At 48.1% G+C, this 23589-nt stretch carries 15 protein-coding genes; 4 read left to right on the forward strand and 11 right to left on the reverse strand.

Annotated elements, in window-relative coordinates:
- The first annotated feature begins 84 nt into the window (after positions 1 to 84).
- A complete protein-coding gene (locus HMPREF1212_RS26995) occupies positions 85 to 270 on the forward strand; it encodes a hypothetical protein (protein ID WP_157317015.1) in 186 nt (61 codons plus the stop codon).
- On the opposite strand, the gene HMPREF1212_RS13620 is transcribed toward HMPREF1212_RS26995, so the two are convergent.
- Together HMPREF1212_RS13620 and HMPREF1212_RS13625 are read right to left on the reverse strand one after the other, a co-directional pair.
- Positions 263 to 937, reverse strand: a complete 675-nt coding sequence (locus HMPREF1212_RS13620) for a response regulator transcription factor (protein WP_046149720.1) — start codon at positions 935 to 937, stop codon at positions 263 to 265. The two genes, HMPREF1212_RS26995 and HMPREF1212_RS13620, sit on opposite strands and share 8 nt — an antisense overlap.
- A gap of 9 nt (positions 938 to 946) precedes the next feature.
- Entirely contained in the window at positions 947 to 2419 is a 1473-nt protein-coding gene (locus HMPREF1212_RS13625; RefSeq protein WP_046149721.1) for a sensor histidine kinase, read from the reverse strand.
- Positions 2420 to 2570: 151 nt separating this feature from the next.
- Between HMPREF1212_RS13625 and HMPREF1212_RS13630 the strand changes: the two genes are divergently transcribed.
- Positions 2571 to 4712 (forward strand): outer membrane beta-barrel family protein, encoded by a 2142-nt coding sequence (locus HMPREF1212_RS13630; RefSeq protein ID WP_046149722.1) that lies wholly within the window; start codon positions 2571 to 2573, stop codon positions 4710 to 4712.
- A gap of 77 nt (positions 4713 to 4789) precedes the next feature.
- Complete coding sequence (locus HMPREF1212_RS13635; protein ID WP_198293266.1) at positions 4790 to 6082, forward strand: tetratricopeptide repeat protein; 1293 nt, start codon at positions 4790 to 4792, stop codon at positions 6080 to 6082.
- Between the two features lie 11 nt (positions 6083 to 6093).
- On the opposite strand, the gene HMPREF1212_RS13640 is transcribed toward HMPREF1212_RS13635, so the two are convergent.
- The 7 genes from HMPREF1212_RS13640 to HMPREF1212_RS13670 all read right to left on the reverse strand — a co-directional run bounded on the left by HMPREF1212_RS13640 (position 6094) and on the right by HMPREF1212_RS13670 (position 19454).
- A complete protein-coding gene (locus HMPREF1212_RS13640; protein WP_046149724.1) occupies positions 6094 to 7818 on the reverse strand; it encodes an endo-alpha-N-acetylgalactosaminidase family protein in 1725 nt (574 codons plus the stop codon).
- Positions 7819 to 7926: 108 nt separating this feature from the next.
- On the reverse strand, positions 7927 to 10950 hold the full coding sequence (locus HMPREF1212_RS13645; RefSeq protein ID WP_046149725.1) for a glycoside hydrolase domain-containing protein: 3024 nt from the start codon (positions 10948 to 10950) through the stop codon (positions 7927 to 7929).
- A 20-nt stretch (positions 10951 to 10970) separates the two neighbouring features.
- On the reverse strand, positions 10971 to 12476 hold the full coding sequence (locus HMPREF1212_RS13650; protein WP_046150392.1) for an endo-alpha-N-acetylgalactosaminidase family protein: 1506 nt from the start codon (positions 12474 to 12476) through the stop codon (positions 10971 to 10973).
- Between the two features lie 104 nt (positions 12477 to 12580).
- Positions 12581 to 13069: a DUF5018-related domain-containing protein gene (locus HMPREF1212_RS13655; RefSeq protein ID WP_046149726.1), complete on the reverse strand. Its 489-nt coding sequence runs from the start codon at positions 13067 to 13069 to the stop codon at positions 12581 to 12583.
- A 29-nt stretch (positions 13070 to 13098) separates the two neighbouring features.
- Positions 13099 to 14961: a RagB/SusD family nutrient uptake outer membrane protein gene (locus tag HMPREF1212_RS13660; protein ID WP_046149727.1), complete on the reverse strand. Its 1863-nt coding sequence runs from the start codon at positions 14959 to 14961 to the stop codon at positions 13099 to 13101.
- Positions 14962 to 14983: 22 nt separating this feature from the next.
- Positions 14984 to 18355, reverse strand: coding sequence for a TonB-dependent receptor (locus tag HMPREF1212_RS13665; protein ID WP_232430099.1), 3372 nt, complete (start codon positions 18353 to 18355; stop codon positions 14984 to 14986).
- A 214-nt stretch (positions 18356 to 18569) separates the two neighbouring features.
- Entirely contained in the window at positions 18570 to 19454 is an 885-nt protein-coding gene (locus tag HMPREF1212_RS13670; RefSeq protein ID WP_046149728.1) for a FecR family protein, read from the reverse strand.
- 661 nt (positions 19455 to 20115) lie between these two features.
- On the opposite strand from HMPREF1212_RS13670, the gene HMPREF1212_RS13675 reads away from it, so the two are divergent.
- Positions 20116 to 20676 carry an RNA polymerase sigma-70 factor gene (locus HMPREF1212_RS13675; RefSeq protein WP_028726780.1) on the forward strand — a complete coding sequence of 187 codons (561 nt, stop codon included), beginning with the start codon at positions 20116 to 20118 and terminating at the stop codon, positions 20674 to 20676.
- Between the two features lie 14 nt (positions 20677 to 20690).
- On the opposite strand, the gene HMPREF1212_RS13680 is transcribed toward HMPREF1212_RS13675, so the two are convergent.
- Together HMPREF1212_RS13680 and HMPREF1212_RS13685 are read right to left on the reverse strand one after the other, a co-directional pair.
- Complete coding sequence (locus tag HMPREF1212_RS13680; protein ID WP_046149729.1) at positions 20691 to 21788, reverse strand: 6-bladed beta-propeller; 1098 nt, start codon at positions 21786 to 21788, stop codon at positions 20691 to 20693.
- A 134-nt stretch (positions 21789 to 21922) separates the two neighbouring features.
- Entirely contained in the window at positions 21923 to 23578 is a 1656-nt protein-coding gene (locus HMPREF1212_RS13685; protein ID WP_046149730.1) for a glycoside hydrolase family protein, read from the reverse strand.
- Positions 23579 to 23589 lie beyond the last annotated feature (11 nt).

Raw genomic sequence — 23589 nt, forward strand, 5'->3', positions numbered from 1 at the left:
TACGTAAATATACTCATTAACAAGCAGACAATCAAATTATCGAGAACCTTTTTACGGTCTGACGACCGATAAATCAACCTCTTTATGTCAACACTCAAAGTAATTTTCGATTTCATCCTTTCCGTCGTAAAGATCATCTTTCCCGGAAAAGGCAACGGGAGGCACTGCCATCCGGATCACGCCCTTCCTGACCATCATAGCCCTGACAGCCCTGATCCTGAAGGAGACGGAAGTAGCGATGGCGGCAGTGGGAACCATCCTGTCATCTGATCAGCTTATACCCGATCCCCCGGACATTCAGTATCTTGATCCGGGGGTCTTTTTCCAGTTTATGGCGCAGCTTGGTGACGAAGACATGCAGGCTGCGGGCATTATAGAAACTGTCGTCGCCCCAAAGTTTCAACAGGATGTCTTTGCTGTCTACCGGATGGTTGCCGCTTTCGCAAAGCATCTTCAGCAACTCCGACTCCCGGAACGAAAGCTCCGCCTCCTCCCCGGCTATTTCCAGTATCTGCCGCGAAGGGAAAAAGGTATACAACCCGATCTCATGGAAAGTGGCGGGAACAGACTCCGGGTTGTTTTTGGCGATCAGGGCCTTTACGCGGACTATCAGTTCACGCAGGCTGAAAGGTTTCCGCAGGTAATCGTTCGCACCCAATTCGAACCCCTGCACGATATCGTCCACACTCGACCGGGCACTCAGGAAAAGGACAGGCACCTCTTTGTCGGCACGGCGTATGCGGCGAACCATTTCGAAACCGTCGATCTCCGGCATCATCACGTCGGCAATGACCAGTGCCGGCGACTGCCGGAAGAACTGCCCGATCCCGTCTAACCCGTCACGTCCGACAAGTACCCCGAAACCCTCTTCCTCCAGGGCGTCTTTTATGATCATCGCCAGCGAGGCGTCATCTTCCACTAATAATATATAATCCATATCTTCCGGTTATTGAGGTAAAATGATAATAAAACAGCAGCCTTCCCCGGGCACGCTTTCGACGGTGATGGTTCCCCCGTGCTTCTCCACCATTGTCCTGACGTAGAACAAGCCGATCCCGTATCCCTTCACGGCCGTGCGCCGTTCGCCCGGTATCCGGTAGAACTTATCGAATATATGCGACTGGTATTCTGCGGCAATGCCGGGGCCGTTGTCGCGGATACGGAACTGCACCTTTCCTTCTTCGACCGATACCTGTATCTGTATTTCCGGCTCACCGGGCGTATATTTAAGGGCATTATCGATGATGTTGGACAGGATATTGAACAGATGCATCCGGTCGGCTTTCAGGGAGATATCCGGCGGGCGGCAATCGATCTCCATACGGAAAGGACGCGGCGACTTGATCTTCTGTTGCTCCCGTATCTTGTCCAGCATACCGGCAACCGGAATCGTTTCTTTCTGCAAGCGCATTTCTTTCTCCGGTTCGAGATCTATGGAGAGTATCTGTTCCACCATGCCTCCCAACCTCTCCAGCTCTTCGTGGCAGAGATGCAGGTACTTGTCGGCCTTCGCCTTGTTGTCGAGCAGGTTGTAATGGATGATCGACTCGATGGCGGCATAGGAGATGGCGATCGGTGTTTTCAGTTCGTGGGTGACATTGTGGGTGAAGTCGTCTTTCAGTTGCTCCACCGTCTTTTGATGAATCAGGAACCAGATCATATAGGCGAACGACAAGGCCAGGATCAGCAGGATCAGGAAGGAGGAGACGAGTATCCCGCTCATCCCAGCCAGCGAAGCCATACGGGTGGACTCCACATAGACGTAGAAAGCCTTGGGATGGTAGGTGGTATATTCCCACGTATATAACCGGTAACGGCCGGTGTCTTCCCCGGCAGGAACGGAGCTGGCAATGACCGTGCTGTCGGTAAGCGACCGTATCTCCGTGAAATGGCGTAGGTGGAGGTTCTTCTCCCGGAGGTTGGCCGACAGCAGGCTGTCGAACCGGACAAGGTCGACCGGGAAGTTCGTGTCGAGCACTTCGTGGAGGCTGCGCTGCATCTGCAATCCCAACTCGCCCAGCGAACTGAAGTCTTCACCCACTTTGACATTACCGGATTGCAGGACTTTCTTCATTTCCTCACTTATACCTTGTGAATAGGGAATCCCGGCTCTCTCCTCGATGATCCGGACGGGAGGAACTACTGAGTCCCTGTCACGGAAACGGGTAGTCAAGGCGGTACCGCCCAGGTCATCGGCAAAAGAAATCGTCTCCCGCCGTTTATTGGCCAACTTGCCGATAGAGTCGGCACGGCTGAACAACTCGACATGGTCGGCATTGCGGATAGCCTGGGTGATGTATTCCCGGTTCTGCCTTTGCAGGGAACGGTAGAGCCCGCTGATCCAGAACAGCTGATAGACGAAGATACCCGACATCGACAGGATCACCAGGAGGATAATATATTTGAACGATGATTTCATGCAAACAAATATAGGTATTCTCCGGTTTGCCGCTCTCCGCTTTAAACCAAAATAACACAGTTTCGGGCGAATGTTATTTAGTCTTACCAAATGAAGGGCTTTTTTGGATATTCCATTTCCCCCGTCTACATTCGCCGGAAAACACAAAGCCATGAAAAAGATCTGGTACTTATGGATAATTACAGGCCTCTTCCCTCTGCATGAAGGGATGCTGGCACAGACGAAAACCGCTTCAGGCACCCTCCTGGTGAACGACAGTATCACGCTGGACTTGCCGGAAGTATTCGTGAAAGCCGAACGCCCGCTGGTGAAGATGGCCGCCGGAAAACTGGAGTACGACATCCCCAACCTGATAAAGAGCAAGCCGGTAGACAACGCGTTCGATATCCTGGGCGAACTGCCGGGGGTAGGCAAAAGCGGCGACGACATCACCCTGCTGGGTACATCGGAGACGACCATCATTATCAACGGCCGCAAAAGCTCCATGACGACGGAACAGCTGGCCGATATGCTGAAGGCCACCCCTTCGGGCAAGGTAAAGAAGGTGGAGGTGATGTACAGCACCCCGCCCCAATACGGCGTAAGAGGTGCGTCGATCAACGTGATCATCGAAAACGACAGGAGCCTGAAAGAGCAACTGAAAGGGGAAGTGTCGCTGACCGGAAAGCAGGCTTATTATTTATCTCCTTCGGGGCTGGTGAACCTGTCGTACACCGGTAAGAAATATGCGGCCGACCTCTCCTACTCGGCCGGTTACCGCCACGGGCGTTCTACGGAAGATATGCATGCCGAACCGACCGTGAACGGTGAGAAATATGATATCCTGCAAAAGAACTGGTCGGAAAACAAAAGTATAACCCACAACCTGCGGGCTGCCTTCGAGTATGATTTCGACAACAAAGACAAGCTGTCCCTCTCCTACACCGGACGGTACACACAGGACGCCCCCCCTTCCTACCGGGGTGGACGGACGGATTTCACGGACATCGAAACAGTGAACACAACCAGCCGGACAACCGGCCCTTCTTCCCTGCACAGTACACGTGCCGACTACAACGGCTATAAGAATCTCAACGCGGGTATCGACTATACGTTCTACAAGGATAAATCCTTGCAGGAGCTGGTCAACAATTTTGAAGATGCCGATAAGCAAAACAGGCGCAACGAAAGCCGCCAGCAGGCACAACGGGCTAATATGTACCTGAACCATTCCGTCACGACATCTGGTAAATGGAAGATAGCCTACGGCCTGGAAGCTTCGCTGTCTGGTACGACTAATGAGGCGGACGCGCTTCTCGACAACGAGCAGGAAAGCGAAGGTACGTTCGACCTGAAGCAGAAGGAATATTCCGTGGGTGCTTTCGCCGGGGTATCGCATGCGTTCGGGAAGAAGTTCTCGCTGGATGCTTCGCTGACGGTGAGGTATTACAAGGCTTCGGTCGACTCGGCGGGAATGGAAAGTACGTTGTGGGACAAAGCCGACCTGTTCCCGTCGTTGTCTGCGGTCTACCGGATCGACCGATCCAATATGTTGCAGTTCTCGCTGTCGAGCAACCGGAAGTATCCTTCCTACTGGGCTACGACACCTAATACCTATTATATGAATGTGTATAGTGTGATAAAAGGTAACCCTAATCTGAAACCGGAACTGAACTATTCGATGCAGCTAACTTATGTGATGAAGAACAAATACGTGCTGGGGGCTTTCGCCAATTTCCAGCCGGACAGGATACTGCAGATGTCGTACCAATGCCCCGACCGCCTGCAATCGGTATTCCATACGATCAACCTGGATGTACATAACACATTCGGGCTAATGGCCGTCGTCCCTTTCCGTGCCGGGGAAGTGCTCAGTTCGCGGTTGACGCTGATGGGCTTTGCCATCCACGACAAGGGCACATTGATAGACGTCTCCTTCGACCGGAAGAAGTTGTTCGGACGGGCGATGCTGACCAATACGATCTTCCTGACACGTGACAAGAACCTTTCGCTCGACATCAGCGGCGATTACAGTTCGCCCGCCATACAGGGTATCTACGACATCGACCCGCTATATAGTATCGATGCCGCCCTGGTATGGACGCTCCCCCGGCAGAAACTCCGCTTCACCCTCAAGGGTACCGACCTGCTGAACAGCCAGAAGCCCCTCACCCATATCGACGAGCAGGGGCAGAAAAGTCGGATGGAACTGTTCCAGGACGTACGGTCGGTATCGCTGACAGTCCGTTACAGCTTCGGCGGTTTCAAGGAGAAGAAAGTGAAGGCGGTGGATACGTCACGGTTCGGGACTTGAAATAACAGGCCTTGTAAGGGCGGTTCGCGAACCGCCCCTACCGACGACACTACATACAAAACTGATAAAACATGAATATGAAACAAAGAAGCTCTTATTTATTCATTATCCTTTGCTGGCTGTGCACATACGGTTTTCCGGTACAGGCTCAGGACACCTCTTTGCAGGCCATTGAGGAAGCAATAAACAGTTACAACTACCGGCAGGCCATCGACCTTATCGGCCGCCTAGACTCTGTGACTCCCGACCTGCAACGGAAAAAGCTAGCCGCCTACAAGGAACTGAACCGGTATAGCGACGCAGTACGCCTGCTCAACGAAATGATCGCGGCCGACTCGCTGAACACGCACCTGTACATCGAACGCGCCAACTGCTACCTGATGCAAAACAGCGATAACAAAGCACTGGAAGAATACGGAAAAGCACTGGAACTGGCTCCCGGCAACACCTACATCCGGACAAAGATAGGACAGTTGTATTTCCGCAACGAGCAGTACGAAGAAGCCAAAGCTCTGGCCGAAACCATGTTGGCCGGTGACACCACCCAATATGCCTTACGCCTGTTGGGCGATTGCTACGGGAAAACGGAACAACCGGACTCCGCCCTCTTCATCTATAAGCGGGCACTGGAAAGGGACTCGTCAGACTATGCGGCAGTGCTCCGCCTGTCGAACCTGTACCTGGAAATGGACTCTGTGGATGCAGCGATCCGGTACACCGACGAGTATATCGCACTGGACTCCCTGAATCTGCCCGTCAACCGGGTAAATGCGTTCGCCTATTTCCAGAAAGAGCAGTTCCGGCCGGCCCTCGACAAATACCGGAACCTCTCGCAACTGGGAGATAACACGGCCAACACCAACTATTACCTGGGACTCTGCTACCTGAAAAACGACAGCCTACTGAAAGCCTACGAATGCCTGGACATGGCCAACAAGAAAGCAAAGGAAAAGAACCCGCAGATACTCACTTACCTGGGGATTGCAGCTATCGAAATGCCCGGATATGCCACCGAGGGAATCGAGGCAACGAAGAAGGCCATCGAGCTGATCATGCCGGACAGTACGCTGATGTTCTCGCTGTACAACACGCTGGCCAAAGGGTTCGTGATGCGCCGTGAACTGAAAGAGGAGATCGTGGCCCTGAAAACATCGCTGTCTTACAACCCGCAATCGTCCGTCACCCTCAACCACATCGCCTATGCCTACGATATACTGAAAGACAACAAGAATGCGGTCAGATACTACCAGCTCTTCCTCGACAGCATCAGCCGGCGCGAAAAGCTATCCGGCTATATGCAAAAGCTGAAAGACGCTGCCGAAGAGAGGTTGCAGTATTACAGGGAAGAAGAATTCTTCAAAGGGAATTAACCAAGCCGGTGCTATTGAAGCGCTTGTCCGGCGGGAACGATCGAAACGGCTTCCTCCTTCCCCAGCGTGAGCATCAGCAGGCCATTGCGTACGGGGACGGCGGATTGCTTCAGGGTCGAACCGGTCAGGGAGATGGAGTAGATATCCACGGAAGATATTTTCTCCCAACCTTCCGGCATCAGCCAGCTGCGGCCTTCGTATCCGTCGCCCGAATAAGCGATGATCTCGTTGTCGTTCCAGAGGGCGGGGACGAACAGATTGTCGTTCTCACGCAGGATGAAATCACCTTTGCGGATGATGTTCTTTCCGTCTTCCACACGTGCCACGACACCGTTGCTGTAATAGAGGGCTTCGTCGATAAGAGCAACCCGGTCGAGCCGGCTCAGGTAATACCAGGGCAGCGTCATCGTGCAGAACTGCGACAGGAAGCCGGGCATATTCTCCTTATCTTTCTGAAGGATCTCTTCTCCCTGCATACTCGAACCGAAACGGAAATCGCCCTGCCCATCCCGATGCGTACGTCCGCGTGCCGACAGCCTTTCGGGTATCTGCATCTGGAAACCTATATCCGCCGGGAACCACCACGACATAGGCTGCAATCCAACGAAACCTTCGCCGGGTGGATGCGCCCAGAAGATGCCTTCTCCCGTGACGTCGAAACCTTTCTCCCGCCAGTATTTGAAGATCTTGCGTTGGGTTTCCACCTCTTTGTACCAGTCGATCCCGCCGTTCTCCGGCTTGGCGTGCCAGGGGCTCAACGGACGGTTTTCCGGTTGCCAGTAAGCCATGAAGGCGTCGATATGGATGGTGTGGCCGTCTCTTAGTTCGGGTATCATGTCGATCAGCCGGTCAATACGGGGTTTGGTGAAGCCTTTCTCCCACTCTTTCGTATAGCTCAGGTGATAGGCTTTATGGCCTTTGATGTATTCCCAGATCGACTTCAGGTTGCCGTTGGCATCGCGGGCGATGATGTCGTTCTTGATGTAAGTGTCCCAGAGAGGGCTTTCTTCAAAGGCGTCGACCATATTGATATGAAGGCTGACGGTCGTGTTATAAGCCCGTGCTTCACGGATCAGCCAGCGGAGACTTTCCAGGGCGGTGGCATCTTCCTCCCGTTTAAGTTTGGGGTTGACGATGCTCCAGTCGGGGTACAGGTGATCGTGTCCGCCACGTTGCCACCCCACCAGGTAAATGATCTTCGGAATGCCGCGTGTCAGGTTGTCGATCCGCTTGACCACGTCCAGGGCTTCGCTGAAGGTGCACAGGCGCGAAGGGTCTTTGTGCTGGAAGATGACGTTGTTTGGGTCGGGCTCATTGAGTTCACCGTCGTATGCCACGAAAAGCTTCATGACGAGTGTCTGGTGATAGTCGCGGTAGTAAGGAGCCACTACGACCTGCTTTGCGGCAGCGTAAGTCGTACCGTCTTTCTGGTAGACGGCGGTGACTTCGGCTAGGCCTCCCTCTTTCGGGAGCAACTGGTCGCCCGACAGTGCCACTACCTCCACGTTGCCGCTCGCACTGACCGTACGGACAGCCAGAGCAACCTCCGACAAGGGAATGTCAATCGTCTTGCCATTGGAGTAATGCCCTGTGATCTGAATAGTTCCCCGTTCGCCGGGGTTACGCACAGGGTTCAGGGTTTCCTTATCCAGTTGGATGTCTATCTTCTCCAGCGTACCCTGCGTGCTGCACGAGAGGAAGAGGAATAGTGTAAGAATATAAAAAAGTGCTTTCATGATGATAAATTGTTTGTATATATAAATAGTGCTACTACCTACACGAGGGTGATGACACCTCTCATACAGTAGCAGTGAAACCTATCCGCAGACGGTGGACTATTCGCATCATTCCGAAAGGACAATCAACCAACCCCGTTTCGGATCGACCGGGATCGGGGTACCGGGGGTGAATTCCTGCGCTTCCTGGAAGTCGGCGATTGCCGGGGCTACCATACGGACAGACGACGGGTCGAGGCCGAGCTGCTTCCAGTCGATACTGAGTTTAACCTGCTTCGGGGCGGTAGAATAGTTACCGACCGAGAGAAGGGTCTTGCCTTGCTTGATGTAGGTGGTTACTTTGACCTCCTTGTCGGAAGAGGTGACAGGCGGGTTATCTTCCCAGAAGCCTACCATCTGCGCGTCCATGATGCCGAAGTCGTCCCAGAGCTTCCAGATGAAGCGGGGATCACAGGAGACACCTTCCGTAACCCAGGGCTGGCGGACGGTCATGCCGTATTGCATACCCAGCCATTTGTTGCCGCCACCGTGCAGCATATCGCCCATCAGTCCGAAGGGGATGCCGGAGACTTCCACGAGCCAGTTGGCAGGCGACATCTCATCGTACATGAAGCTCTCGCCAAACCATACCTTATCCACATAGGGGAAGTATTCGGCATACTGGGTAGCCGGGCCGCGGGAGAAGCCGGTGTTCGAATGCAGGTCGATGATGCAACCCGGCTTCACATCGTCCATCGCATGACGCATACGTTTCAGCATGTCGCGCCCGAAAGCGACGTCATCCAGGTAGAGGCCGTCGATGTCGGTGTGCTTCACCAGCCAGGCCAGTCCTTCGATGTAGTAGTTGTACCAGCGCGAATCGCCGGTAGCCGTCAGGACGGATGCGTCTGCGGCGATGCCGAAGCCCTGACCGTCGAGGTGCTGGTACCACTGGGGAGTATAGTCCGTTACGTAATGTTCCCGGCACCAGGGGAAACCGCCGCCGTTGCCGCCTTGCAGTATCTCGTCACCCAAGCTACGCAACGCCCATACCTCGGGTAGTACGTTCGTCAGCTCACGGATGGTGTAGTAGATCTTCACCTTACAATCTTTGGCGTGCCATTCTTTCGTGAAGTCTTTTATCTTATCCGCAGTGATAAACGGATAATTGATGAACGGGTTGAGCGCGTTGGCATGGTGTACGTTGATGATCTTGACGCCGACGTCGAGGTTCTCCTGTTCCGGAGCGGGTGCGAAACTGTTATGATAATAACGGTCGGTGAATTGACGGCGGGGTTCTATCTCCTTCACCGGAGTGATGAGCAGGGAGAAATCAAATGCAAGATCTTCGCCTGCCTTCAGGGTTCGTTCGCCGCTATAAGCGGTGGCGACGGTCTGGCCGGCACTGCGGTTGATACGGAAACCGCCTTTGCCGTCGTTGTACCAGCTTGCCGGATAGGCCGGACGGTAGAGGTTCAGCAGCGGGCCGGTGTAAGAAGCACCACGCAGTTCGCAATGGATACCGGCTTTCTCGGAACCGCACCAGAAGCTGTCGAAAGGCCATAGCCAGGAAGTGCTTTTAGAGGTGGGGATGGAGACGGCGTAGTCGTGCACGGTCTTTCCCCGGGTTTCCCAGCCGCCGGTATAGTTGTCGGGAGTTTCCTGTCCCGGTAATCCCAGTCCCATGAAATAAGGGGTGGCGGCGCTTTTCATCGGTATCTCCAGGCGGATGTCTTTGATCTGTAAATCTTTTTTGGGGGAGATGGAATAGACATAGTTGATCCAGCCGTCGAACTCCATCGTCGTGTGGCAGGTCAGCGACAGGTCGGTATCTTCGGCTTTCCAGCGTCCGGTGACTTTGCCTGCGGACTGGCCGGTGACTTCGACCGTACCGTTCAGCCTTTTCTCTCCTGCATCCGTCCGGATAATGAAGCGCACGGGGGAAGCCAGCAATTCATGTCCCCAGGAGTCGATAGAGGACGGAAGGCCGGTTGGCATGTCGAGACTGACGGTACGTCCCAGGCAGGAGATACTGTTGCTGTTGAGCGAGAGGTTGCTGTAACCGGTTGTCGGTTTATCGGTGATGCCCAGTGTCGAGTTCAGCCAGCGCAGGCGGCTGTGGCGCCAGGGTTCGTTGTCCCCCCGGTCGGCGAGGGCTTTGCCGGATACTTTCAGCTCGATGTCGACAGGGACGGCATAACCGGTTTCGTCCGTTATCACGATGACTCCCTTATAGGTGCCAGCGGGTTGGTCTTCTTTCAGGTCGACACCGAACCAGAGGGGCTGCACGGCATCCGGGGCGACGCTTATCTCCTTGGTGAAGGGTTTGCCCAACGGGTTTACCCCGTTGCGGTTGAAGCAGGTGATCGCTTCCGCCGGGATGATGTTATTGCCGCTCTTCAGGCCGGATGTTTCGTAGAGGATGCTTTTGAGTTCCTCTTTACCTGCCCAGACACCCAACTGGAAAGCGTAGTATTCGTTCGGCAGGGCCGTTCCCCTGAAGGTGGAATGATCCGGGCTTTGCAGCCATTTATAAGGGATATGGGCTCTCATGCGTATCGGATGGGTACGGTCTTCGGGAAAGACGAGGAAGCGGCCGGGGTTGGCCTTGCGATAATTATCTTTCTCGTTTGCCGTTGCGATCACTTCCATCGGATAGAAGCTGTCGAAGGCGGTACGCGACTCCACACGGGTTACTTTTGCCTGCGGGAGTCCTTCTGAAACGGCTGGCCATTGCGGGTCGGGAGCTTCCTCCTGCGGGTAATAACCCCGGTGATAGTTTCCCCACCCTTCCTGCACACGGTAAGGGAGATAATAGAAATAATAAGTGCCTTTCGCTTTGACCGGGCCGAAGACGAGCTGGCACTGTTCGTTGTCGACCTTTATCCGCCGGATGTTGGGGATGGTGTCGCCGGTTTCCGCCTGTACGATCAGGAGACGGCGGTTTTCAACGTCCTTGTCCGGTCGCCGCCAGTCGAAAGAGAGCTGCACGGCTTCGGCGGGGTTATCGACAGTCAGTACGGCACGATGGTTTCCCAGGGCTTCTTCCCATTGGGTTCCGGCTACGGCATAGGTGTATGGCGCCTGTGGCGTATCATGTATGCAGGACATTCCCAGGCAGGCGAATAGCACGGATAATAATGAGTGTTTCATTCGGTTATAATTTAAAGGTGTTACAATTCGGATTTATAACGTCCGGTAGAAGGGAAAACGGAGACAGCTTCATCCGGTTCAAGGGAGAGGCGGACAGTTCCTTTTTCGCAGGCTACACTTGTTTTATAGGAGATACCGGCAGGGGTTATCCGGTAGATATCCACACTGTGCACATCCGACCAGTCGGGTGGCAGTTGCCAGGTCTTGTCTGTATATCCCTTGACGGAATAGGCCATGTATTCGCGGCCGGCACGCCAGAGGACAGGCATAAAGAGGTCGTCGTGATCCCGCAACAGCCGTTTATGGTGGGTGATGGTCGAGTCTTTCAGCGATACGGTGAGGTCGTCGTTATAATAGGCGATACGGTTTTCTCCTTTTCCGGTCAGGTTCTCCCGTTTGTAACGGTTCAGGTAGACGTAAGGAAGGGTTCCGGTATAGAACTGGTAGCGGTATTTGTCGATCCAGTCGGGTGCGGGCAGGAAGTCGTTGTCAATTCCGCCGAAACAGTCCTCTCCCCGGCCGCTCATACCGAACAGGAAGCCCAGTTGAAGTTGTTCCCGGGTCAGGTCGGGAAACTGTTTGGCGAAGAGGTAGGAAGCTCCTCCGGTGGTCAGGTAAGCGGGGTATTTCATATAGTCCGCTTCTGTGGCTTCAAACCAGAGGTACCACGGAGTCAGGCCGATAAAGAGGTCTTTCCCTTCCCGCAGGCGGTTGAAGCTCTCGTGCGTGACATCGATCCCTTTTCCCCTGAAGTAACGGAAGATCCTTCGCTGGTAGTTCTCTTCTTCTTCCCATGAGATCTTTTCATAGTGGTTGTCGCGTACAAAGAAAGCGTCGATCATGATCGATCCGGCATCCTTCAGGAAAGGCAGCAGTTCCAGCAAGGCGTCGATACGCTTCACGGCATAGCCACTCTCCCACTCGTTCTTATAACATATCTGATAGGCTTTGCGTCCGTTCCATACACCTATCTGCATCGGGGTGCCATCGGTGTTGCGGGAGATAAAGCCTTTAGCGAGGTATTCATCCCATAACGGGCTGTCGTCGTAGGCATCGGTCATATTGACGTGGACGCTGATGTGGGTGTTGTATTTCTTTGCTTCTTCGGCCAGCCATAGCAACGACTCACGGCCGGTGGCGTCGCAGTCTCTTTTCAGGGTGTTGTTTACTTCAAACCAGGCGGGGTATTTATCGTCATGCCCTTTATATTGCCAGCCTACCAGATAGAGGGTCTTCGGTAGCCCCCTTGTCACGGCGTCCATCTGCTTGACGAGCGACAGGACTTGCTCGAAGGTATAGCAAAGCACCGGGTCTCCTTTTTCATCGGGGTACGAAAGCATGATCTTCATCAATTGCATCTGATGGTAGGGATGCATGTAAGCCTGTTCGGGTTGCATCGTCTTCGTCCAGTCGTATTTCTCGCCGGAGATCTCCCGCCACGACTCTTTCGACAGGCCTTGGGAGAATAAGGACTGGCCGGCAAGCATGAACACAAAACATGCCAGCCATAACTGAGTTTTCTTCATCTTCTTCATTTTTACATTCGTTTGTTTACAGAGAAAAGGCTGTCCGTCCTCATACAGGGTCGGACAGCCTCAGGATTTCAGATCTAAGGATATAAATATATAGGTTACTTATTCAATGCAGTGATCTGGATTGTCCAATCTTTCTTCGTGCCGTTGGCGGCTTTTACCAGATATCTCCGCGTGGTAGAAAAATCACCGGGTGAACCCAATGTCGGGGCACCGTCCTGCGGGGTAATGACTGCCGCTGTGGAGAGGTTGAATTTTCCTACGAGATTGGTCAGTGCAACGGTACCGCGGATCGCTTCCGTGAAAGGGCCGTCGGCTGCCGGAACCGAAACCGTGCAAGTGATCGTTCCTGTTTCCGCATTGATTACTTTATCGTTTACAGACAGAGTCACGACTTTCACGATCGGTTCTCCGTCGATCCATACATCTGTCGGATCTTTATAGCGGAAATCAAACTTCACGTCTGTGATATTGGCTTCTTCGAATGCGGGCAGGTCATCCAGGTTTCCTTCCAGACAGGAAGAGCATACCAAAACAAGCATTAATAACAGACTATTCTTCACCAGTTTTATCATATTCTTTTTCATACTTCTTTGTATTAATGATTAATCATCGATTACCAACCCGGGTTCTGTGGGCCTAAATTAGCGTTACGGTCGATCTGTCCCTGCGGGATAGGAAGCAGGTAACGGCGGTCTTCACGGAACTCGCGGATATCATTATCGCCATGCGTCACTTTACCGACATAGAAGGATGTACGATCTTTCGTTATTTCCACGTAAGTCGGTATTTCTGTAAATCCGGCAATCTTACCGCCCGGTGCTACGCCGTTATTGGCAGCGCCACCGTGTTTACCCCAACGCAGCAAACTCCAGTAATAGTCGTTTTCCATCGGCAGTTCGCAACGGCGTTCTTGTTTGTAGAAGTTCCAGGCATCCTGCAGGTTGTTTACCTGTTTGGCCGGCAGTTTACCGTGCACCGTGCGGGTCTGGTTACAGATGGCGACTGCATCCGCATAGTTACCTTCGCCCATTCCGGCCAACCACAAGATGGCTTCGGCTTTATTCAGCAGGACACGTCCGTAACGGGTCACAACGTAATGGTAGTCGGTCGGTGTGCCGGCCAATACACGAGGATCTACGTTATATACGCCTTTCTTCCAGTAATAATTGGTCAGTCCCATGTGAGGGCCTAAGCCGCCGTTTGATTTACGCCATAAGTTACCGTTTACCGTCATATAAATATCCTCATTCCACCAGGTACAGCCATCGTAAGCGAATGTTCCGTAGAAGCGGGCGTCACGGTTGTTGTACATGACCTCGCTAACTGACTTGTCACCTTTTGCATTACCGTAGAATAATACTTCCGCTTTTTCCTGTTCGATAGTCCAGGCGGGGGCTGATCCCTGGGTAAGAGTTATATTATTTTTGAACTGGGATGATTCGGTCCAGGGAACGCCTTGTCCGGTAGCCTCGTCGATCACGTCATAGCAATCTATCAGGTTCTGTGTCGGAGCCCACCACAACCAACCGATGAAAGGTTGTCCGCCGTTTGTCTGGAACAAAGGACCGCAGCCATTCTTGATCAGGTTGTCATTGTTGGTGTTTGGCATTATGTTCTGCAAGGGGGCAATATGATCCGTATTGGTATTAGCCTTATCCCGGTAAATGGCAAAGATGATTTCGTTTGAATAACGGTCTTTCTCGTTGAAGATATTCCCGAAATCAGAAGCCAGCGAAGCACCTTCCACTGCATCGGCTGCGGCTATGGAAGCCTTCAGCCATTCTCTCTTTTTGTTAGCGTCCGTTTCGTAAGCGGCAGCCTGCAGAGCGATCTCCGATTTGAAAGCATAAGCCATGTTGCGTGACAGCTCACCGGATTTGGGAGCGGTTGGCAGATCAGGAATAGCCGCATCTATATCATTCAGGATATAGGTGTAACTTTCGGTAGTCGTTTTTGTGGTAGGCATCATCAAACCGGCATTGGCTGTATCGGCTGGAGCCAACACTTTGTCTATCCACACAAAACGTCCCATCGTACGAGCTTGTTGATAATAGAATAAAGCCCGAAGTAATTTACCTTTAGCAACAAGATCTTTTGCGTCCGATTCAGAAAGTCCTTGTCCGGTATATTCTGTCGCCTTCTCTATGATCAGGTTACAACGACGGATTTTAGAAAACTGATTCTTAAAATCATGCACATCTGTATACCGGTCAAGTTGCTCGCGAACGAAGCCGATCCCTCCATTTGAGTGTACGGCATTACTTGTCCGTTCTTCCCAAGTTGTCTGGTTTCCGTTGATGTAACCATACATTATATCACTCATCGTTCCGGTAACAAAAGCATCAGCCGTTGATTTAGATCCCCATACGGTTGCTTCATCATACGATTCGAAAGGCTGCGTATCCAATACATTACAGGAAGTTATTCCAAGTAAAATCGATAAGGATGCTAATGATACTATATTTTTAAGTTTCATAAGTCTATTCTTTATTTAGTGATTAAAATCCTAGATTCAAGCTAACTGAATACACACGTTGCACCGGGTAATCGTAGTTATTGGTACTACCGTTTTCTGGGTCGAAACCATATTTTGTTGCAGGAGAGATTGTAAATAGGTTCTGTCCGCTCAATACTACCTGACACTTATAGAGCCATTTAACGTTCTTCAGCAACTTTGCACGGAAATCGTAACCGAACTGCAATGATTTAAGACGGATATAACGTCCGTTCACCAGCCAGAAGTCTGAAGTCTGATAGTTGTTATTTCCATTCACATTGGAGTTCATTGCAATTCTTGGGTATTTCGCATCCGTATTATCCGGCATCCAGTAATCCAGCTGATAAGGATATACCATTGTATAACCTCCGGTAGATTGTCCGCGTACTACATCATCCAGATACATATCGCGTGAGGTTGCTCCCTGGAAAAGAATATTGGCAGAAAAACCTTTATAAGAAAGGTTAGCATAAATACCATAGTTACCACGTGGGAAATTATTCTTACCGATACGCCACTGGTCGTTATCGTCGATAATACCGTCACCGTTCATATCCTTATAGATAATATCACCGGCAACAAGGTTGGTCGAACCATCCCGGCGAGGCATATTCATTGCCTGATCGGAATTCTTATAATATCCCAGGTTCGTATATCCGCTACCCCAGTATCCGGTTTGTTGAACAGAACGTTTATACGGGTTCTTCTGGCTGGCCAGGTCTTCATCCCAGGCATTGGATACCAACTGGTCGAAATAGGTAAAGTTAGCACCCACTTCATAATTAAAATCACCAAAATGATCCTTCCAGGAGAGATTAAATTCGTAACCTGCGCGACGATGTTCGCCATTTGACTTAACTTTAGGAAGCGACAGTCCCAGTGGGTCTGCATAATCTACATTTGAAGGAGAGGTCAGATAACCGGTTGTTCGCATATAGAAGTAGTCAAAACTACCTGCAAGCCGTTCGCCCAATGTATTGAAGTCGAAACCAACGTCGAAAGAGTTACGAGTGTACCAGGTAATATCATCACTGATCAATGCACCTTCGCCAAAGGTCGGGACAATCTTGCCATCTATCACATAGCCACGTTCATTTAAATTATATGAAGTAAGATAACTGAATGGAGAAACGGCATTAAGCCCTACTTGTCCATAAGAAATACGTGCTTTAAAGAAGTTCAGGATATTACGGTCTTTAAGAGGCTGAAAGAATGATTCTTCCGATATAGCCCAGGCTGCAGATCCCGAAAAGAAGTTACCCCAGCGACGATCTTTCGGAAATAAATCGCTACCGTCATGACGGAGAGAACCTTCAATATAATATTTCTTCTTATAATTATAAGCAGCCCTGGCTACAAGACCGGCTTGCCCTGCTTCGCTTTCACTGCCACCATTTTCCATCGTGTCGGAAGGGCCTGCTCCCAACTGGTCGATCATAAATATATAATTTTTACGCAGAGCATTAAATCCACGGTAAAATTGATAGCTTTGTTCATATCCGATAGTAGCCGAAACATTATGTGTTTCATCTAAAAAGGAGCGATTGTAGTCGGCAAAGTACTGCATAGTCCACTGGCGATAACTTCCTGTATTATACCTTAAACTAACAGGATAGTCAGGGCCCGTATTGCCTTCCAGGTCATATTGCGGAGCCGTCTTTGTCCAAGTTTTGGTATCGAACATACCGAAGCGATAGTTACCGCTAACCTTTAGTTTTAATCCTTCGACACCTATCACCTTCCATTCGGCATTAAATAAGCCGTTAACCATTTTAAAGTCTTCTTTATAATAACCTGATTCTGAAGATATCTCCGCTAACGGATTATCATAACCAATATAGATCTGTCCGTCTTGATTACGATCGAGTTCCATCGGGCTTTTATTCTGAATATGGCTCCATGTTGCCCAATAACCGGTAGAATATTGTGAACGGGGTGTTTTCATATTCTCAATATATCCGTCCAGTCCAAAGTTTAAGGTCAGACCTAAATCTTTAAATTCGGAAGATTCATTCATACGAATATTATAACGCTTATAACTTTCAGCACTACCTTTATACATCGATCCCTGGTCGTATGCCTGGAAGGAAACATAATATTTATTGAAATCCGAACCGCCTCGAACGGCCAATGAATGCTTGCTTTCAGGTGCAAAGTTACGAAGCATTACCTTTTGCCAGTCTACATTCGGATAATTATACGGATCGGAACCGGTGCGGTACTTATTCAATTCATCATCCGTCCATCTTCTTTCGAGACCATACAGATCACGAACCGTATTATCAAAAGAAGCCCTCTCAAACGAGTTAAGTTTTTCTTCCAGGTAAGTCGGTTCGCTCCAACTCTGGTTAAAGCTATAATCTACACGAAGTCCTTTCAGCCCTCCTTTTGTCTTAACTACCAAAACGCCATCACCTGCACGAGCACCGTATACAGCAGCGGCTGCAGCATCCTTCAGGATAGACATCGACTCTATATCATCTGTATTCAAATTAACAAAGTCATCATATTCGGAAACAAAGCCGTCGATAACTACAATCGGTGTTCCACCACCACGTATAGACACAGTAGACTTTTTACCAAGACCACCACCCGCTTGTGTAACGATCAAACCGGCAGCACGTCCGGCCAACGCGTCTGTGATATTAGGAACCGGAACGTTCTTGATTTTCTCTGCATCTACGGTAGATACGGCAGAGGTAAGATTACGTTTAGAGTTTGTACCGTAACCGATAACAACTACTTCTTCCAACGCTTTCGAGTCTTCCTTCAATGTAATATTCAAGGTCGTCTTACCGCCAACCACAACTTCCTGTGTAGTGTAACCGATAAAGGAGATAACTAATACAGGAGCTTTGATATCTTTCAGGTCTAAAGAGAATTTACCTCTCATATCGGTAGTTGTACCTACACCGGTTTCCCCTTTTACAAGGACATTGGCACCGATCACCGGTTCACCGAAGTCGTCGACAATCGTACCGGTCACAACTGTATTGTTTTGTTGTGCCTGCTGCTTTACTTCTTCTTTTTTAAATAATACAATATGCCTGTCCGTAATCCGGTATCCCAATGATTTGTCACGTAACAGGGCATCCAATACTTCATTAATAGATTTATTTTTCATATCTACGGATACGTTCTCATTGAGATTTACTTCATCCAGTTTGTAGACAAAGGTAAACTCTGACTGATTCTCGATGGATTTCAAGACCTGAAGGATCGTTCCGTTTACTTCAAGGTTCAATTTTGTTACCTGGGAATAAGAAAGAGATGCTGTGGCTTCCCATATACAAACAAAGAGGAACAATAAGGCTAATTTTGTGATTTTTAAAATCGGATTGCGTGTCTTAGGAGAAATATTCTCCTCATTCATAGAGCTTTTTACCCCATGAAACACTCTAATTAAATGTTTATTCATACATTTGCAAAATCTAATTGATTATTTATGGCAATTGGTAGTTGCCGTTTACTTAAATGATCTGCGCTTAGAGCATAAATTGGGGATGTTGGTAGCATTCCCAATTTTTTTTACCTGGTCTTACGTACTGTTCATGGTCTTCAATTAATTTTTAAGGTTCAACAATTATTTATCTGATATACACATCCCTATTCTTTATCTCAAAGGTATAGCGCATTGAGATTTGCAGAATAGACAATATTTCCTCCAGTGACTCCTTATGCGTAAACTGTGCTGTTAAGAATACCTCTTTTATCGATTCATTTTTTAAATGAAACTTCACATTAAAAGAACGCTCCAAAACACCAAGGATCTCTCCAAATGTGATTTTCTCAAAAAAGAAGTCACCTGTCACCCACGAAGTATAAGAAGAAGTCCTGACGGGACGTACCTCTATACTTCCACTCTCTTTGTCAAACAGTGCCTGTTCGCCCGGAACCAGTATCCTGTCGGCTGTCGCAGTACTGTTCTTTTCATTGTATAATGCAACCGATCCTTCTATCAATGTAGTCTCGATCACTCCTGAGTGTGCGTCTGCCAGGATATTGAATTCCGTACCCAGCACTTGTACACGCATTCCTTCCAGGTTCACGATAAAAGGCTTTTCCTTATTCTCGGTTACATCAAACAATGCTTCCCCTATCAATTCTATTTGCCGTGTATTTTTATCAAAAACTTCGGGATAACGGATATATGAATTACCATTCAGCCATACGGTGGTGCTATCCGGCAAAAGTACCCGTGTCTTCGAACCGGCCATAGAGGTAATTTCCATATACGCCAATGGCCTGGGTTCGGTATGTATCTTATATAAAAAAGAGGAAACAATAAGTAAGGCGATCGAAGCAGCGATAGATGTGTACTTCCATACGGAAGATACTCCCATAATGATCGTATCTGAATTCATGATTCGTTGCCATAATTTATCGTAGACGACATCCGGTTCTGTTTCTACCGGCTTGAACTGAATGCGTCTCATGATCTCTTCATCTTTTCTTTTTTTTATATTCGACATCTTCTTTATTTATAATAATTATCCCATTCATATATATAGATGACAGGTCTCAGAAAAAACCCTAATAAGGAAGTTCACTTTTAACATTTAAAGAAATGAGATATAAAATAACAAGCCGGGAGATACAGCTTCCGACTTTTTTATATATATTTGTTTCGTGCTTAAAAAGCAAAGCGTTGCGGCACATTCACATAGTAAAAACATAAGCGTTAAAAATATTGTCCTAAATACGAAATCTAGACAATTTCATTATAGACGGATAGTAGACAACAAACGCTCATGTTCTTTATCTTGTTATATACGTACGTATGCCCATGGGTGTACCTAATATATCAAATAAAGAGCGTGGGATGTTGTTTATATCGTCTATAGGGTAGTCTAGAACCTCGTATTTAGGTATATTCAGCAGTTCCCACGCTTTCTTTATGTTCAATCCGGACGGGGAATTTCCGGGTAACACAAATAGGTCACCTTATGAATTATAAAAGCTCATCGCCACAATCACTCCTGTATTCCTCTGATTTACTGGAATATCACTACGTTAATTATTTCATTAAAAAGATAGAGAACAAACTGCACGTAAAAGAAAAGCTGTATATTTACTCCTGTAAAAACTACTTATTTTCTTTAGTATCGAGATAAACCACTGAACTCTGAACGTATGAAATTTAGGACAAGAGGATACGCTAAATCATCCCTGATCGATAATATAGCCAAGGGAGACGAAAAGGCTTTTCGTCTACTCTTCGACATGTATTATCAACAGTTGTTCCATCATGCACTTTATTATTTATCTTCAAAAGAGCAAGCGGAAGAAGCAGTGTCTGATGTATTCTTTATTATGTGGAAGAAGCGGGAGACGTTGGACAAGATTGAGAACATTGAAAGCTATCTTTATACATCTGTTAAAAATCAGGCATTACATTATATACGGAGAACAAATGAACCGGAAAAAGACTCGCTGGAGCTATATCATATAGAAATAATTTCGGATGGAAGTGATCCGGAAGCTAAATTATTAGCCCAGGAGCAGCAGGAGCTTATACAGAAAGCAATCCATTCTTTACCAGAAAAATGCAGGGAAGTATTCAGATTGTTTCTTTCGGATAAACTCAAACAAAAGGAAATAGCAGTCTTACTAGCTATATCACAAAAAACGGTTGAAGCACATATTGCAACAGCTTACAAGAAAATTTATGCGTATTTAAAAAAAGCAGATTGAAAACAATTGAAGAATCACTTTAACCGAACTAATATCAATACATCATTGTCTTCTTCTTTCAACCCATTCGCCCATTCTGCAAGCTTCCTGTTTGTAGTATGAGATAGTTTTTCTTTTACCTCCTGAGCAAGATAAGAAAAGATTAGATATTTTCTTTTTCCAATAGACCAACAATCGTAAATTGATACAGGAATACCTTCATCTATATCATTGAGGATTTCTCTTGCCGGATGGCGGAAAAACAGATCCCGACTTTTATCATACAGACAAAGATTATATTCGCTGTTCTGACGATACTCGATGAATAAATAATTAGGAGTATCTAAAATCGTTCTTGCTTTCAGACAAGAATTATCCGTTTTATCCGTCATTTTTGCCGGTGTAAGCCGAAAACTTCCTTGTGACCATAGATATGCCATACTTTCTTGTGAATCATTCAAATGGAAAATAGTATCATTGAAATGATTCCAGTAAAGTAATGTACCATCTGCAGATTGACAGGTATAATTGCCTCGAATAGAGATTTCATCAGAGGTGAATTTTATATCAGTATTTGGTTTAAGCGTTATTATCCGGCCATTATTTGCATCCACTCTTCCCCAAAGATAAGGAGATTGATTTATTGATGTATGAATCAATGAAAAACAATATAAGCTTTGATTCTGGTATTTAATATAAATAGGATTAAGATTATCCGGCAATTTGATCCGGTTCAGAAAAGAACCATCTAATGAATAAACAATTACTTCCGGATTACATAATATGAAAATTCTTTTATCTTCCCTATCGACAGTAAATTGTAAACACCGGGTATATTCTTCCGGTCCGGGGCCTAAAGAACCGATCGATTGTATATAGTTGCCGGAATTGTCGTACTTTAGTAATTCATCGCCCGTACTTATTAAAATGAAGCTATCCATATATTCACAATGCCGGATGCCACGAAAAATTACAGTCGTATCAAATGATACATATATGACACTGTCTGCTATATCCGACAACTTTATTTCTTTATTAATAAACAGATCCGGATTTATCTCAGGCACTGTACCTTTTTGATTCTGTTGACAAGCTAATAAAATAAATAACAGGAAAGCTAAACAGTATTTCATAATCTATCAAGTAAAAAGTATAATATAATATGCCTTCTTTATATAAAGAGAAGGCATATTATATTAAACCCTTATAAATGACTGTTTTATTAATGTTTTATAACTAAAGAGGAATATCTGTTCAGATTTTATTGCTACTTATTTGGGGTCGTCTGATAAGTGAAAGTAGAGACTATATTATCTGTTGTCCGGATAGTCAGTATGAAATTGCCGGCTTCCTCTTTACTGAAATTCGATTTACCGGAGAGTGTCACTTTCGTTTTCCCATAAGGAGCGAGTGACGGGAGTTTGGTTTGTCCGATTTCCGTCTTTTTGCCATCCTTTAGTTGTTTCAGTTTCAAAACGGCCGGTTTGGATGTTATCTGGCCGAAATTCTCCACTTCGATAGTCATATTCCGACCATCTGCGGCAAAGACAGGCATACGGGCAGAAAGGATCGGATCGTTATAGCTGACCCAGGGGAGACGGGCATATCCGTAGAGTAGTTTGCCGGCAGTTGTTTTTCCTAATAACTTGGGAGCGAACTCTTCGGCTGTGATACCGTTACCTTTGGCATCTAAAGTGACAATCAGGTCTTTCCCTTCTTTCGCAGTACTTAAGACTTTACTTCCTTTTCCGAAATTTACTTCCGTAGAAGCACCGAAGCGTAAGGAGTTGAGATCGATATCCGTTTGCGGGTCAAATCCTTCTTCGGCAGCGATCTTTATACGGATCGTTTTCGTATTCGGTGTAATAGGTTTTGTGTCGAGGACTGTCAGCAGTAAGCCCGGATTTAACGGGATACTGATATTTTTAGAGCTATGGTTATCATTCGGAAGGTCTTCATGCTTCAGGGTGTCGATCACTGCAAAGTTGGCCTGGATGGCACGGCCGTATTCGTCTTGCAGGATTTTAATACGTTCGTATTTAAACCAGTCCTCTACTTTTCCGTCTTCATGGACAGAGATACCGGGAAGATAGGCTTCACCCGGATCGGTTACCCAGTTGATACCATCTTTCGAGCGCAGGTAAAAGGCGATACGTCCCAGCCAGTCATTCACGATCAGGTGATACTGGACATGATCACGCCAGACAACAGGGTCTTCGAACTCGCCTTTTACTGGGGGATATACCCGTTTATCCGTAATCTGATTGTAAGGGGAAAGCCCTGTTTGACTGATCCATACACCGCCGCCACGGCATACCATCAGATAAGAGCCGTCCTCGCGTTGGGAGAAAGTGAGGTTCGATAAGCCTTCGATTATAGGGCGGTCGCGTTTATCGAAGTCGAACTTATTGTATGTCCAGGGGCCATTCAGATCGTCTGCCAGGTAATAACCGTCGATGACATAAACAACAACACGGCCGTCTTTCAGGCGAAAAGCTTCGGGGTTATGTCCCGGGCCGATGGTATCTTTAATCATAAAAGGGCCGATGGAATTGTTGCATACTGCGTGGTAAACTGTCGAGTTCGGCCAGAACATATGACCTTTAGGTGAGTTTTCCGGCCATCCGCAGACGTATAGATGATATTGCCCCGCATTATCTTTTATAATGTTTCCTCCCCAATAGGAACGTACATCATCTTCAATGCCGTTATCTATATATCGGGGGATTACATTTTTTGCGCCCCATACGTCACTACTTAATTTTCCGGCAGGCATCGGAAGAAAACGATCCATAAACCGGGCTCCTTCCACCAGGTGATCCCATTCTGCCGGGCGCGGTCTTTCGGTGACCTGTGCATCTATATTTTGAGTGCCCAGTAAGAGGGCGGCTGATGCGCATAAGAATAAAGAATAGAGTTTCATCGTATTAAGAA

This window comes from Parabacteroides sp. HGS0025 (assembly GCF_000969845.1).
Taxonomy (GTDB): domain Bacteria; phylum Bacteroidota; class Bacteroidia; order Bacteroidales; family Tannerellaceae; genus Parabacteroides; species Parabacteroides gordonii.

Excerpts from the sequence above, each read along its gene's own strand:
- HMPREF1212_RS26995 (WP_157317015.1), top strand. The coding sequence starts at position 85 with ATGTCAACACTCAAAGTAATTTTCGATTTCATCCTTTCCGTCGTAAAG.
- HMPREF1212_RS13620 (WP_046149720.1), bottom strand. The coding sequence starts at position 937 with ATGGATTATATATTATTAGTGGAAGATGACGCCTCGCTGGCGATGATC.
- HMPREF1212_RS13625 (WP_046149721.1), bottom strand. The coding sequence starts at position 2,419 with ATGAAATCATCGTTCAAATATATTATCCTCCTGGTGATCCTGTCGATG.
- HMPREF1212_RS13630 (WP_046149722.1), top strand. The coding sequence starts at position 2,571 with ATGAAAAAGATCTGGTACTTATGGATAATTACAGGCCTCTTCCCTCTG.
- HMPREF1212_RS13635 (WP_198293266.1), top strand. The coding sequence starts at position 4,790 with ATGAAACAAAGAAGCTCTTATTTATTCATTATCCTTTGCTGGCTGTGC.
- HMPREF1212_RS13640 (WP_046149724.1), bottom strand. The coding sequence starts at position 7,818 with ATGAAAGCACTTTTTTATATTCTTACACTATTCCTCTTCCTCTCGTGC.
- HMPREF1212_RS13645 (WP_046149725.1), bottom strand. The coding sequence starts at position 10,950 with ATGAAACACTCATTATTATCCGTGCTATTCGCCTGCCTGGGAATGTCC.
- HMPREF1212_RS13650 (WP_046150392.1), bottom strand. The coding sequence starts at position 12,476 with ATGAAGAAAACTCAGTTATGGCTGGCATGTTTTGTGTTCATGCTTGCC.
- HMPREF1212_RS13655 (WP_046149726.1), bottom strand. The coding sequence starts at position 13,069 with ATGAAAAAGAATATGATAAAACTGGTGAAGAATAGTCTGTTATTAATG.
- HMPREF1212_RS13660 (WP_046149727.1), bottom strand. The coding sequence starts at position 14,961 with ATGAAACTTAAAAATATAGTATCATTAGCATCCTTATCGATTTTACTT.
- HMPREF1212_RS13665 (WP_232430099.1), bottom strand. The coding sequence starts at position 18,355 with ATGAATGAGGAGAATATTTCTCCTAAGACACGCAATCCGATTTTAAAA.
- HMPREF1212_RS13670 (WP_046149728.1), bottom strand. The coding sequence starts at position 19,454 with ATGTCGAATATAAAAAAAAGAAAAGATGAAGAGATCATGAGACGCATT.
- HMPREF1212_RS13675 (WP_028726780.1), top strand. The coding sequence starts at position 20,116 with ATGAAATTTAGGACAAGAGGATACGCTAAATCATCCCTGATCGATAAT.
- HMPREF1212_RS13680 (WP_046149729.1), bottom strand. The coding sequence starts at position 21,788 with ATGAAATACTGTTTAGCTTTCCTGTTATTTATTTTATTAGCTTGTCAA.
- HMPREF1212_RS13685 (WP_046149730.1), bottom strand. The coding sequence starts at position 23,578 with ATGAAACTCTATTCTTTATTCTTATGCGCATCAGCCGCCCTCTTACTG.